Raw genomic sequence first — 13,167 nt, 5'->3', positions numbered from 1 at the left:
GCCTGCTTAAAAAGGGGCTGTTCCCCGACGTATCGGGCGAACCAAGGGCGGCCTGAACTCCAAGCTGCATGCTGTGTATGATGGCCGTGGCCGACCGCTGATCATGCTGCTCAGCGAAGGGCAGATGAGCGACTACAAAGGCGCGGCGCTGATGATTGATGCCTTCCCGAAAGCCGCTACCCTGCTTGGTGACAAAGGCTATGATGCCGACTGGTTCCGCACGGCCCTGGCCGATCGCGGCATCGCCGCCTGCATTCCGTCCAGAGCCAACCGCAACGTGCAGATCCCGCACGACACCGTCCTCTACCGCCGTCGCCACAAGATCGAGAATATGTTCGGCAGGCTCAAGGACTGGCGCCGCATCCACACCCGCTATGACCGCTGCGCCCACACCTTTATGTCCGCGATCTGCATCGCCGCCGCCGTAATCTTCTGGCTCTGATCAACGAGTCCTGAGCCTAGAGAATTTCTGACCACGCTGCCATTCGCAGCCGGCATCCATGAAGCAGTTGCAAGTACGATTTAACCGTGTTCTTGACGATCACTCGGCCGCAGGCAATCGGGCTAATTTGACGATCAAGTTGGGTAGATCGAGATCAATGATGGCAGCAAGGTCTAGAAGCTCTACAAGGTCGACGCGCCGCTCCCCACTTTCGATATTTGCTATAAACGGCTGACGCCTACCGAGTGCAGCAGCGACCTCGACTTGCTTCAAACCTTTAGCCCGCCGCGCTTCCGCAAGCGCCGCTGCTATCATCATGTGGCGTTGTGAGTGTACTGACTTGGCCATTTGCGCTTGACGGATTGATCAAGCGGCGGGTAAGCGCGGATCGCTAGATATCCAAAAATTGGATATAGATATCGACAAGAAACTGGTCGCAGGCGACTAACCTTCACTACCCGTTCTCGAAAGGCGCAAGGTATGGAATTTGTGTTGGTATTGGCTGCGGGCCTCGGTATCTATTTCTTTCTAAAGTCCAACACACGGCGAGGGTCGGAAACCGTTCGTGCTTACGTTTACCTTGGTAGGCTAGCAGCCGGTGGCTCGCAGGATGAGGCCAACAGTGCTGCAAGCGGCAATATGATGGATGGGCCAGAACATGTCATCCGTGACGCCATGGCAGCCGTTAAAAGCGACTACGGTGGTAAACAGCGCTCTATGATAGCGGAGGCTTATCGGCTGGGCATGTGGTCGAGAAAACCGAATACGGCCTCCAAAATAATAGAGGCCAATACGGATGCCGCCCAAACCGTTACCCCTGATTGGACCATACCTTTCATATTGTATTACTTGACGTGGGAGATGCGGATTGCCGGTGAGGGCAACATGCCAGATGCGGTACGCGCGTTAGCTACAGGCAAAGTATCTCCGCACCAACAGCAGGGGCTACTAGCCTCGCTTCAGAATTACCTTTCGTTTTCGGGCAAGCGGAAACTGGCGGTGGGTGACTACGACTTGGTAGTAAGGGAGGCGCATGATTTTCTGCAGGCCGAACTGCGAACGCTCAACTCACCGCTCGCTACAAAACGCTTTATTCGGAAAGAACATAAGAAAGCCACCGGAACAGAAATTACGGAGGATGAGCTAAAAGCACAGTTTAACGAAATATCCGAGGACGTACGGAATAATGACGAGGCAGGGCTTAAGCTACGTAACTTGCTATTAAATGACAGCTTGGACGAAACGTTTACAACGAAATACGGAAAGCGGGTAGAAGTTTTCTCTAGGGAGATGACCGCTTATTTTGATACCGTCGACGATGGTCTTTGATTCGGGCAGGAAGGCACCGCCAAGCGCCAGCGTCGCCAGAGTGGGAATGCTACTCGGCCCCACAGAATACGCTCCAGCGGCCCTCCTAGACTCCGCCAAGGGCGCAATCGGCCTGGAACCAATGCTGGACCGATATCCGCACTCCGAGCAGCCTCTGCAAGATTACAGCCGGAACGTTGCAATCGTCGGCTTCTCGTGAGCTGAATTGGCCACCTCTTTGATCGAACGAAAGCCTTGCTTCGAATATTTGTAGTTCATCGAAAACACATAGATATCTCTTGCTTCATTCAAGAGGCAGTATCTGTACACTCAACCATGGCTTGCATATCGGTCAGCCGAGCGTTTTTATCTATCTGTTATCGTTAGGTTATTTATGCCAGATACCTCTAGCTTATATCTAGCCCTATCATAATCATAATCATAATCATAATCATAATCATAATCATAATCATAGGTCGTATATGTATCTTACCATACGTCTATCACTAGCCTATTCCAGTATCATATCATCGGCCTATGGCTACAGCCTGTTATCTACTGGTATTATAACAGTGTATTATCGTAGTTATTGCATCGATCTACATACTGGATTTCATAGTATTATTTCTAGTATTATATACTGTGACTCGGTTAAACTGATGCCATTTTTAGTAATCAGTACTGACACCATATGCAGACCGGTTATATCTCCACTTATGAGGCGGAATTGGAAAACCGGCTGATTGCGTCCGCAGAAGCCCTTCCCTTGGCGAGGAGCCGAGAAGCTACACGAGCACCTTTTGCACCGTAGCTTTCGAAAAGCCCACCTCCGCAGCTATTTTGCGTATGCTAATCCCGTCCTTGCGCAACTCTCTAATGCGTGTCTGCGTATCGTCAGTTAGCATTCTTGGACGGCCGCCGGTCCGTCCCTCCGCTTTAGCCTTCGCAATGCCTTCCATCTGGCGTTCTCTCCGTATCTCCGTTTCGAACTCCGCAATTAGCGCCAGTATGCCCATCACAAGCTTGCCGGTTCTGGTCGTCGTGTCCACAGCGACATCGTCCAAGACCTTGAAGCCAACTCCCTTGTTCGCCAGTTCTGTGACAATCTTATAGAGGTCAGCGGTAGAGCGTGCGAGACGGTCGAGCTTGGTGACAAGCAATGTGTCACCTTCACGTACGTAGCGCATGCACTCGGCAAGCTCTGGCCTTCCGCTATCTAGCCCTGACCTCTTCTCGGAAAAGACCTTCGTGGCACCTGCCGCCGTCAACCTGTCCACCTGCGACTGGTAGTCCTGCTGCCCTGTTGAGACCCGCGCGTATGCCACAATGCTATCCATTTCCGTACCCTTTTCTCTAGACCAATACGGACGTATGATTAGTAGACGCAAAAGGTACGGTCAATAGGCTAGTGCTAGAAAGGTATACCTTTGTGTACGAATAGCTTGGACGGACCGCAAACGGTCGGAGTCCTCGAGAATAGCATGAGGCGAAGAGAACGCCACAAGCAAGCGTACCGCTTCACGGGTGGCTTATAGAACGAAGTCATTCGCTGCTCGCAGCAAACCCCACGGGGGGTCATAGTCCGGATCGTAGGGTTAGATACCTCAACGAAAATTTTCGTCCTCAATACACCTCAACTCTCTCTTTGACCTTGTGGCTATACGCAGAGAAATCTGGTCTTTTCTCACGGTGATGCGTACGGCTAATCACACCGTGAACTCGGGCCATAAATTCGCCATCACTGAAAAGGAGGGGGTCGCGAAGAATGAGCGATGATCGCGTACAGTACATCGTTGCCAGACAGGAAGAAACAAGAGCAACCGGATCGATTGCCAGTTCTTATATCCCCACGTTTGGGGCGGCGACAACAGCTGTAGACCAGTACAGAATTGTTGGATTACATACCAGCAATCTTGCAGAAATAGGAACTGCATTTACCGATATAACGGAAGTATCTGCGCTCTCTAGGATTGCCGAAGGAAGAATAAATAGCTATACTGACATAGTAACTTCTGATACAGCGCTTCAAGCCCTGCTGTTACACGATATAGTTCATGTCCTTACGCCTGCCCCGAAGGTGGATTTTGGTACGGGGTTTATCTCCTACGTTCGTCAAGACAGAGATCGAAGAACGCAGTTTGGCTTTGATCTCTTTGCATCGGCTCAATCTCGCGACTGGATTATCGCCCCGGAGTTTGCCCGAATTCAGGACGATAGAGTTGTTGAGGCAACATTTAGAAACAGTTCTTTAGTCGGGCGCACGCTCAATGAGATACGCTCGGTAGGCTACTGGAGTTCGGATGTTGCCGAGGCTATGAACGTCGCCATCGAAATGTATGGGGTTCCAGCGTACCTTACTGATCCAGAATTAATAGTGCGCCGTGCCGGAGACGGATTTCCAAAGAAGTTCTACCACCACTTGAAAACCTCGTGGAATAAAAGCGTGGGTGGCTTGCCACCTGTCGTATGCACATTCACCTTGCCTCCACTGTTAGCCATTGTACTGAACCGGATGAACAATCGGCAAGATTTACGACAAGCGGTAATGTCTCTACGTGATGAACTCGTACCAGTGCGGCAGGACCTTCTAGAGTTCAACGACATTGTAACTCAGTCGACATCCAACACTGAGATCGAAGCTCGTGTTGCTCACATATCCGCGTCCTTTGATGCGATCTTACCTGAATCACGTCTTACCCATGCACAAAAATTCCAGAGAAATATTCTTTCTATACAACGCCTAGCGCGCCCCGTTGTAAGGTTCGCAGCAGGTTTCTTTACACAAACCGGCGGTACATGGTCGGACGCAGTTGCTGCTACAGGCGGAATGGAGCAACTACTTATGGAAAGCAATGCCATCGTGCAACGCACCGTGACAGCGAGGACGTTTGCTGGACTGGTTAAAACAGAGGCTATTCAATCGTTAGTTAACATCCATCTGACCCCTAGCGAAATCGCTGCCATCGAACGATCTATTCGACTGTCAGACCGTCGAGCCACCGTGGCTCGCTCCCCCGCTACGGAACCATTGCAGTCAAGGCTTTGAGTCCATTGGTGGACGCGCACCTCAACTCCACCGCGAGTCGGATTAAGCCGCATTTACGTCCTGCCGCGATAGGAGAGGCCCATAAGGGGCATTAACAAGTCGCGGGTACTTTTCTCCTTGAACCACATTGCTAAGCCGTCACGGGCCAGCCGCGTGCCAGTGTCCTCGGTCAAATCGTTCTTGCGTTTGCCTTTCCGAAAGTGTCCAATGAGGCATCAAAGGGGGACATTTCGTTTCCCTCTGCTAGGCGGTCCGTAGGTTTATCAATAACTTAACTGACTAGTGGGTGCCCCTGTATCGCCCACCGTCAATCTCCAGGATAGAACCTTCCGTCACCGCTGTTCGGTCCTGACCTTTCTCCATTCGCATCCTCTTTCAGAGCCACGAATTGCGGTCGTCTACTGCGCGGCTTCGATCAGCCGTTCTGCCAGCTCGACGGTCAGTTCGTCGAAGTGCGAGATGATTTTGGTCGGCTCGTACTCGCTGACATGGAGGTCGGTGTAACCGAAATCGTCCGCGACCACCGGTATGCCCGCGGCTTTCGCCGTGTCGATGTCGGTCTGCGAATCGCCGACCATCAGGGCGCGGTCGGGATCGCCCCCGGCCATTGCAATGGTTTCCGTCAGGTGGCGTGGGTCCGGCTTGCGGAAGGCGAACGTGTCCTGGCCGCAGATCGCCGCGAAATACCTGTCCATACCCAATGCCGCGAGCAGCGCCTTGGAGGGGACCTCGTGTTTGTTGGTGCAGACGGCGAGCAGGTAGCCAGCTTTTTCGAAACGGTCGAGCGCATCCAGGACGCCGGGGTAGGGGCGGGATAGGCCTGGTATGTTCTGGTTGTAATGGTCGATGAACAAGGAAAAAAGCCGGTCATGTTCGGCGGTGAGCAATTCCTTTTGATGTGCTGCATAGGCGCGTTCGATCATGACACGTCCTCCGTGGCCGACAAAACGCTTGAATCCAGCCGAATCGACCATCGGAACGGGGCCGGTCGCAAGACTGTGGTTGAGGCTGCCAAGCAGATCGGGCGCGGTGTCGACCAGCGTGCCGTCGAGGTCGAAAACGATGATCGGAGGCTTCATGGTCTGTTCCTGATGTGGGCCGATGGAAGGTTAGCGATTACCCGCTGCCGCCCGATCAGGCAAGGCAAGCGCGGCGCGCGAGCGGGGAAAGCGCCTAACCGCTTTGACCCGCGTTGCAAAAATGCTAGGAGCCCGGCATCTTTTCCCGACAATCTGGGGCAATCGACGGCATGGACGCTACGCAATTGAAATTCGAGGCCGCCCGCATGGCGCTCGACCATGTCAGCGATGGCATGCGGCTTGGCATCGGCACCGGTTCCACAGCCGAGGCGTTCGTGCGGTTGCTGGCCGAAAAGGTCGCCGCCGGCCTATCAATTATCGGCGTGCCGACGTCGGAAAGAACGGCGGCCCTTTGCCGGGAGTTGGGCGTGCCCCTGTCGACGCTGGACGAGACGCCGGCACTGGACCTTACAATTGACGGCGCCGACGAGATCGACCCGGAACTGACGCTTATAAAAGGCGGCGGCGGCGCATTGCTGCGCGAAAAGATAGTCGCTGCCGCATCCGCCCGCATGATCGTCATCGCCGACCGATCCAAGCTGGTGCAGACGCTTGGCCGATATCCACTGCCCATCGAGGTAAACCGGTTCGGCCTTCGGGCAACGGAACTGGCCATTGATGCAGCGGCGCAAGAATTGGGCCTTGCCGGCGCCGTCACATTGAGGATGACGGGCGACCAGCCGTTTGTTACAGACGGTGGCCATTTTATTCTGGATGCATCTTTTGGCCGCATTCCAGATACAAGAGCGCTGTCGAATGCTCTCCACGCCATCCCCGGCGTGGTCGAGCACGGTCTTTTCATCGGACTGGCTTCGTTTGCCGTTATCGCGGGCGACGGCGGCGCCGAAATCTTCCAAGCTGTCCGATAAACAGGGAGTCACCTAACCATGATGCTGCAAAACCGGGCACGTCGCCTGTTCGCCATTGCCGCGGCCTCGGCCATCGTTGCCTTTTCGTCGCCGGCGTTTTCGCAGGATGTGCCGGAAGCGCATCTGAAGGCTGCGCGCGCAGCCATCGCCGCCATTCATGCGACGGACGGCTTCGACGGGATATTGCCACAAGCGGCGGCAGCGCTCGAGCAGCAGTTGATCCAGAAGAACCCGGACATGCAGGCCTTGATTACCAGCACGGTCAGCGACCAGGCGCTCGCGCTCGCCGCGCGGCGCGCCGACCTCGAGAAGGAAGCGGCGATCGCCTACGCCAAGGTATTTTCCGAGGCGGAGCTTGCCGATATCGCCAAATTCTATGAGTCCGAAGCCGGCAAGAAACTGCTGGAGAGCGGTCCCGTCGTTACGCGCGAATTAGCCAATGCAGCCAATATCTGGCAAAACGGCATTGCCCGCGACCTGGCCCACGAGGTTGGTGAAGCGTTGCAGAAGGCCGATGGCAGCAAGGCACCGGCCGCACCGGCCGATGCTGCGGCTCCGGCCAATGGCGATGCGGCGCCTACCGCTGATGATGCGGCGCCCGCCACCGCCAATTGATCCGGCCGGCCGTTCTTTCGAAGAGTTCAAGCCCGGCGGTTGCCGGGCTTTTCTTTTGATCCTTCACCGCCTACCTGTGGGCCAGGTCTGGCACACAGCAGGAGTATTTTTTCATGGCCGGTTATGATTACGATCTGTTCGTCATCGGCGGCGGCTCCGGCGGGGTGAGGGCGGCGCGTGTGGCTGCGGCACTTGGCAAGCGCGTCGGTATTGCCGAAGAATTCCGCTTTGGCGGCACCTGTGTCATCCGGGGCTGCGTACCCAAAAAACTGTTTGTCTATGCCTCGCAATTTCCCGAACATTTCGAAGACGCCGCCGGCTATGGCTGGACGGTTGCGCAGGCGAAGTTCGACTGGCAAACGCTGATCACGAACAAGGATCGCGAGATTGCCCGGCTGGAAGGGTTGTACCGGAAAAACGTGGAGGGTTCGGGCGGCGAGACGTTCCATTCGCGCGCTGTGCTGGTCGATCGCCACACAATACGGCTGGAAAGCGAGAACCGGACCGTTACTGCCGATCAGATACTTGTCGCCACCGGCGGCCGGCCGGCATTACACCCCGCGCTGCCCGGTAACGAGCATTGCATCACGTCCAACGAGGCATTTCACCTGGCTGAACTGCCCAAGGCGATTGTGATCGAGGGCGGCGGCTATATCGCCGTGGAGTTCGCCAACATCTTCCACGGGCTGGGCGTCGAGACGACGCTGGTCTATCGGGGCGCCGAAATCCTCAGCCGCTTCGACATGGACTTGCGGCAGGCGCTGCACGCGACCATGGAAGAGAAAGGCATTACGATCCTTTGCCGCTCCATTTCCGAATCGGTGGAGCGCCGCCCGGACGGCCGGCTTGCGGTGACGGTCAGCGGCGGCAAGGTTCTCGTCGCCGACCAGATGATGCTTGCCATTGGCCGCCTTCCCAACACGGAAAAGCTCGGCCTCGAAAAAGCCGGCGTCAGCATGGGCAAGACCGGCGAGATCATCGTGGACGATTATTCCCGCACCAATATCGACAATATCTGGGCGATCGGCGATGTCACCAATCGCGTGCAGTTGACGCCGGTAGCGATCCACGAAGCGATGTGCCTCGTGGAGACGGCATTCAAGGACAACCCGACGACGCCCGACCACGACACCATTGCCACGGCCGTGTTCTCGCAGCCGGAAATCGGCACGGTAGGCCTGTCCGAAGACGAAGCAAGCAAGCGCTTCGCGGACCTCGAGATTTATCGGGCGTCGTTTCGGCCGATGCGGCATACGCTGTCGGGCAGGCGGGAAAAGATGCTGATGAAACTGGTGGTCGACAGCGCTAGCCGAAAGGTGATCGGCGCTCACATTCTCGGCCCCGACGCCGGCGAGATGGCGCAGCTTCTCGGCATTCCAATCAAAGCCGGCCTCACCAAGGCCGATTTCGACCGCACCATGGCCGTTCATCCGACTGCATCGGAAGAACTGGTCACCATGTACAAGCCGACATACCGGGTGAAGAACGGCGAGCGGATCGATTAACCCGCTCGCCTGCAGGGCTACAAAAGCGTTCCGCGCAGGATCACCAGGGCCACCGAGAAATAGATGGCAAGGCCGGTAACGTCGACCAGCGTGGCGACGAACGGTGCGGAGGCGCTTGCCGGATCGAAGCCGAGCCGCTTCAGCACGAAGGGCAGCATGGAGCCGGTCAGCGATCCGAAGGCAACGATACCGACCAGCGCCACCCCGATCGTGGCTGCGACCAAGTGCCAGTGCGGACCATAATCGTATAGGCCCAGGTGCTGCCACAGCACGATCCGCGCGATGCCGATGACGCCGAGCATGGAGCCGAGCGCCAGGCCGGTCGGCAGTTCGCGCAACGCTACCCGCCACCAGTCGCGAAGGGAAATTTCGTGCAGCGCCAGTGCGCGAATGACAAGTGACGTCGCCTGCGACCCGGAATTTCCCCCCGAACTCATGATGAGCGGAATGAAAAGGGTCAGGACGATGGCCTTTTCCAACTCGACTTCATAATGCTGCATGACGGTGGCCGTCAGCATCTCGCTCAGGAACAACGCGCTAAGCCAGCCGCCGCGCTTTCCGATCATCGGCAGGAAGCCCATTTTCATGTAGGGCTCGTCCAGCGCCTCCATGCCGCCGAAGCGATGCGCATCTTCCGTGCTCTCTTCGATCATGGTGTCCATGATGTCGTCGACGGTGACGATGCCGAGTATCTTGTCTCCCTCCACCACCGGCACGGCAAGCAGATCGTATTTGGACATCAACTGCGCCACTTTCTCCACGTCCATCAGGGGCGGAGCGGTGACGGGCGACCTGTCGGGAGCAACCGCCACGACCTTGTCCTCCGGCGCACCGGTGATGAGCCGGCGCAGGCCGATTGCGCGCACAAGGGACTGCGTTTGCGGATCTACGATGTAGATCGCATAGATCGTCTCGCGCGTGCCCTCGACCTTGCGGATGTAGTCCAGCGTGCGTTCAACGGTCCAGTCGGACGGCACGGCCACATATTCGGTGGTCATGATCGACCCGGCGCTGCCCTCGGGATAGCCCAGGATGGTCAACAAGGTAAGGCGAAGCGCGGGCGCCAGCGCACCAAGCATTTCGGCCCGCGCCGCGTCGGAGAATTCCCGCAGCACATCGGCGGCGCGGTCGACCGACATGGAAGCGAGCAGCCGGCAGGCGGTGTCTCGCGGCAGCGACGCCATGATCTCCGCCGCATCGTCGAATTCGGGTTGATCGAAGACTTCGACAGCGCGCTCGAAGGGCAGATTGTTCAGCAGATCGACCGCGATCTCGCGCGGTTCGCCGTTCAACGCCTCGACGATATCGGCGACGTGATCGTATGCCAGAATGCGGGCGATGGCTTCGCCGCCGTCAACGGGCGAGAATTCGTTCATGGCTCACTCCTTGCCGTCCGGCAGGATGTGAGCCTGTAAGGTCACATCGGGGCGGGCGGCTGTTGTGTTCGACTTTGACTGTCGCCAGGCATGGCGTTGTGACCCTTTTCTCGCTGGTTGATCTTATGCGAGCACGGGCAACATAGAACCGACCCTTTGCGTGTCAATCCAAATGATTGCCGCCGAAGCTGCGGGTGAGGAAAGTCGCGCAACTGTGACCGGCAGCGGACTGTCGTCAGGATCTATCGGTCGGCCTGGGTGGGCTTGCCGAGAACGCCGGCGGTTTCTTCGCTGAGCGGCAGGGCCGGGCGGCGCGGCGGCGCAACCGGTGCCGGCACCGGCGTAGCAATATTGCCTTTCAGGAAATTGCGGCCGTCATGAATGTCGCCGGTGATTTGCGTATCGAGCCGGGCGGCATCGCGGCGACGGACATCCTCGATCACTTCAGCCACGATTTCGGGATCGACCCCCAGTGCCTCCAGCGTCGAGCCGCCAAACACAAGCGCCGATTCGAACGTTTCGCGCAGTTGATAGTCGACACCGAGATGGATCAGTTGCAATGCGGTGCCGCGATCATAGGCGCGCGCAAAAAGCGTGACGAAGGGAAACTCCGCCTTGATCAACTCCGCTATGCGCACCGCAACATCCGCCTTGTCGACGCAGATGAGGACGGCGCGCGCACGGCCAGCGCCTGCGGCATGCAGAATGTCCAGCCGCGTGCCGTCGCCATAATAAATCTTGAAGCCGAAATCGGCGGCGGCCTGAATCATCTCGACGTCGTTGTCGATGATCGAAACGTCGACGCCCCGCAGCAGCAGCGGCTGGCTGGCGATCTGGCCGAAGCGGCCGAAACCGATAACCAGCACGCTTCCGGTCAAATCCGCAGCAATGTCGACGCCCTCGAGCGACTGCTCGTCACGAGGCGTCAGGTAGCGCAGCCCGATCATGGCAAGCGGCGTAAGGACCATGGAAATGATGACGATGGCCGTCAGCATGGCATTGGCCTGGCTGTCGATGAGGCCAACCGAGGCTGCGGCCGAGTAAAGGACAAAGGCAAATTCACCGCCCTGCGCCATGACGACGGCGCGGCCGACCGCTTCCTTGTGGCCTGTCTTCAAGAGACGGGCGACGCCGTAGATGCCGAGCCCCTTGATCGTCATATAGGCGACGACATAGATGCAGACGATCAGCCAGTTATGGGCAACCACCAGAAGATCGAGGGACATTCCGACCGCCATGAAGAAGATACCGAGCAACACGCCTCTGAACGGCTCGATATCGGCTTCCAGTTGGTGGCGAAATGTCGATTCCGACAACAACACACCGGCCAGGAATGCGCCCATAGCCATGGAAAGGCCGCTGATTTGCATGACCAGCGCCGAGCCCAGCACGACAAGCAGGGCCGCTGCAGTCATGACTTCGCGCGCATGTGAATCGGCAAGGATGCGGAAGAACGGGTTCAGCAGATAGCGGCCGGCAACAACCAGCGCCGTTATCGCGGCAAGCCCGATGCCGACTTCCCAAAACCTTTCCGACAGGCTGGTTTCCGCGCCGCCCGGTGCAAGAAACGCAACCAGCGCCAAAAGCGGAACGATCGCCAGATCCTCCAGAAGAAGGATAGATATGATGCGCTGGCCCTTGGGTGCTCCGAGTTCGCCGCGTTCTTCGACGATCTGCATCACGATTGCCGTCGAGGTCAAAACGAAACCGGCGCCTGCAATGAAGGATTGGGCGATGGGAAATCCGCCCAGCCAGCCGACGCCGGTCAGGAGAAGCGCGCAAACGCCGACCTGCAGCGCACCCAGCCCGAAGATTTCACGCCGCAGCCCCCATAGCCGCGACGGCTGCATTTCCAGGCCGATAATGAACAGGAACATGACCACGCCGAGTTCGGCGACATGCAGGGTGGTGGCCGGATCAGCAAAGATTGCAAGGCCGAACGGGCCGATAACCACGCCCGCGGCGAGATAGCCAAGAATGGAGCCGAGCCCCGCACGCTTGAAAATGGGGACGGCGACAACGCCTGCGGCAAGCAGGGCCACCACTCGGACGAGTTCGCTGCTTGTTGCGTCTAGCGCCATGCGTGCCTGTTCCGATCTGCCGGGCCGATGCAATCGACCGTTTAGAGCGCCGTGCGTCCAATTGGACGCACAAAGGACGCTCTAACACTTTGATTGAGCATCGGAACAATCCGAAAACCGGTAACCACTTTTCGGTCCGATGCTCTTGGACCGCAAAGATAGTGGCTGCTGCGTCGATAGAACAGGGGGAATTGGCGAGCGGGCTTGTCGTGCCGGGCCGCCGTCACATCGGAGAAAAAATCAGTTCGGGGCGATGGAACCGACTTCGGTCATGTCCAGCCGCTTCAGGTTCATGCCGATCACCGGGATCATCTGCTTGGCGACACGCACGGATACGGTGACGATCATGGAGCCATCGTCGGGAAGCCGCGCCTGCATCACGCCGTTCAACTGTTTGCGGTTGATGGCGAAGACGACCTTGCGGGCATCGACAACGTTGCCGGAAATGACATCGAGGCCGTTGCCGGACGATCCGCCCATGAAACTGCCCTTGTAGCCGGCGCGCCCCGCATGTTCGATTTTCGCCGACATTTTCTGCGTAAACACGCCGACGCGGCAACCGCCGTCAAGCGTCATGCCGAGCTTGCTGTCGGGGGTGCTGCCGGTGAAATTGCAGGTGAACTTGGTGCCCTTGTACTTGCCGGCAACGATTTCGCCCGGCCCGGCCCATTGGCCCTCGATCGACTGGAAAAACTGCTTGTCCCGCTCGGCGCCGGCTGCGGTTTCAACCAGCACGGCTGTCGTGGACAGGGCCAGCGCAACAGGCAGCACGGCAGACACGATTGCGCTTTTCATCAACGACACCCGGCAACAGTTTTACTGTGTTCGATACTGGCCGAACCATGA

General features: G+C 57.5%; 11 protein-coding genes and 1 pseudogene. 6 read left to right on the top strand and 6 right to left on the bottom strand.

The annotated features are described in order from the left end of the window. Positions 1 to 10 precede the first annotated feature (10 nt). Positions 11 to 442, top strand: a pseudogene (locus ACX3P1_RS18290) (IS5 family transposase); the annotation flags it as partial. A 99-nt stretch (positions 443 to 541) separates the two neighbouring features. On the opposite strand, the gene ACX3P1_RS18285 reads toward ACX3P1_RS18290, so the two are convergent. Beyond that, entirely contained in the window at positions 542 to 790 is a 249-nt protein-coding gene (locus ACX3P1_RS18285) for a helix-turn-helix domain-containing protein (protein WP_459081039.1), read from the bottom strand. A 132-nt stretch (positions 791 to 922) separates the two neighbouring features. On the opposite strand from ACX3P1_RS18285, the gene ACX3P1_RS18280 reads away from it, so the two are divergent. Beyond that, positions 923 to 1,771 (top strand): hypothetical protein, encoded by an 849-nt coding sequence (locus ACX3P1_RS18280; RefSeq protein WP_459081038.1) that lies wholly within the window; start codon positions 923 to 925, stop codon positions 1,769 to 1,771. Positions 1,772 to 2,535: 764 nt separating this feature from the next. Here ACX3P1_RS18280 and ACX3P1_RS18275 read toward each other — a convergent pair. Continuing rightward, entirely contained in the window at positions 2,536 to 3,087 is a 552-nt protein-coding gene (locus ACX3P1_RS18275) for a recombinase family protein (RefSeq protein ID WP_459081037.1), read from the bottom strand. Positions 3,088 to 3,515: 428 nt separating this feature from the next. On the opposite strand from ACX3P1_RS18275, the gene ACX3P1_RS18270 reads away from it, so the two are divergent. Further along, the gene (locus ACX3P1_RS18270) at positions 3,516 to 4,796 is read left to right on the top strand and encodes a hypothetical protein (RefSeq protein WP_459081036.1); all 1,281 of its coding nucleotides are present in this window, start codon (positions 3,516 to 3,518) and stop codon (positions 4,794 to 4,796) included. A 398-nt stretch (positions 4,797 to 5,194) separates the two neighbouring features. On the opposite strand, the gene ACX3P1_RS18265 is transcribed toward ACX3P1_RS18270, so the two are convergent. Further along, positions 5,195 to 5,875, bottom strand: coding sequence for a phosphoglycolate phosphatase (locus ACX3P1_RS18265; RefSeq protein ID WP_459081035.1), 681 nt, complete (start codon positions 5,873 to 5,875; stop codon positions 5,195 to 5,197). A gap of 170 nt (positions 5,876 to 6,045) precedes the next feature. Between ACX3P1_RS18265 and rpiA the strand changes: the two genes are divergently transcribed. From rpiA to gor, 3 genes are all read left to right on the top strand, one after another. Beyond that, entirely contained in the window at positions 6,046 to 6,744 is a 699-nt protein-coding gene (rpiA, locus tag ACX3P1_RS18260) for a ribose-5-phosphate isomerase RpiA (RefSeq protein ID WP_459081034.1), read from the top strand. An 18-nt stretch (positions 6,745 to 6,762) separates the two neighbouring features. Further along, positions 6,763 to 7,359, top strand: coding sequence for a DUF2059 domain-containing protein (locus tag ACX3P1_RS18255; protein ID WP_459081033.1), 597 nt, complete (start codon positions 6,763 to 6,765; stop codon positions 7,357 to 7,359). Positions 7,360 to 7,472: 113 nt separating this feature from the next. Further along, on the top strand, positions 7,473 to 8,864 hold the full coding sequence (gor, locus tag ACX3P1_RS18250; protein WP_459081032.1) for a glutathione-disulfide reductase: 1,392 nt from the start codon (positions 7,473 to 7,475) through the stop codon (positions 8,862 to 8,864). Between the two features lie 17 nt (positions 8,865 to 8,881). Here the strand turns inward: gor and mgtE are convergent, their stop codons facing one another. The 3 genes from mgtE to ACX3P1_RS18235 all read right to left on the bottom strand — a co-directional run bounded on the left by mgtE (position 8,882) and on the right by ACX3P1_RS18235 (position 13,116). Next, positions 8,882 to 10,240 carry a magnesium transporter gene (mgtE, locus tag ACX3P1_RS18245; RefSeq protein WP_459081031.1) on the bottom strand — a complete coding sequence of 453 codons (1,359 nt, stop codon included), beginning with the start codon at positions 10,238 to 10,240 and terminating at the stop codon, positions 8,882 to 8,884. A gap of 242 nt (positions 10,241 to 10,482) precedes the next feature. After that, complete coding sequence (locus ACX3P1_RS18240) at positions 10,483 to 12,321, bottom strand: monovalent cation:proton antiporter-2 (CPA2) family protein (protein ID WP_459081030.1); 1,839 nt, start codon at positions 12,319 to 12,321, stop codon at positions 10,483 to 10,485. A 240-nt stretch (positions 12,322 to 12,561) separates the two neighbouring features. Then, the gene (locus ACX3P1_RS18235) at positions 12,562 to 13,116 is read right to left on the bottom strand and encodes a hypothetical protein (protein ID WP_459081029.1); all 555 of its coding nucleotides are present in this window, start codon (positions 13,114 to 13,116) and stop codon (positions 12,562 to 12,564) included. Positions 13,117 to 13,167: the final 51 nt, after the last annotated feature.

Source organism: Mesorhizobium sp. A623, from assembly GCF_054489405.1.
The sequence above is the reverse complement of the archived record's forward strand: the minus strand, read 5'-3'. Positions and strand labels throughout refer to the sequence as shown.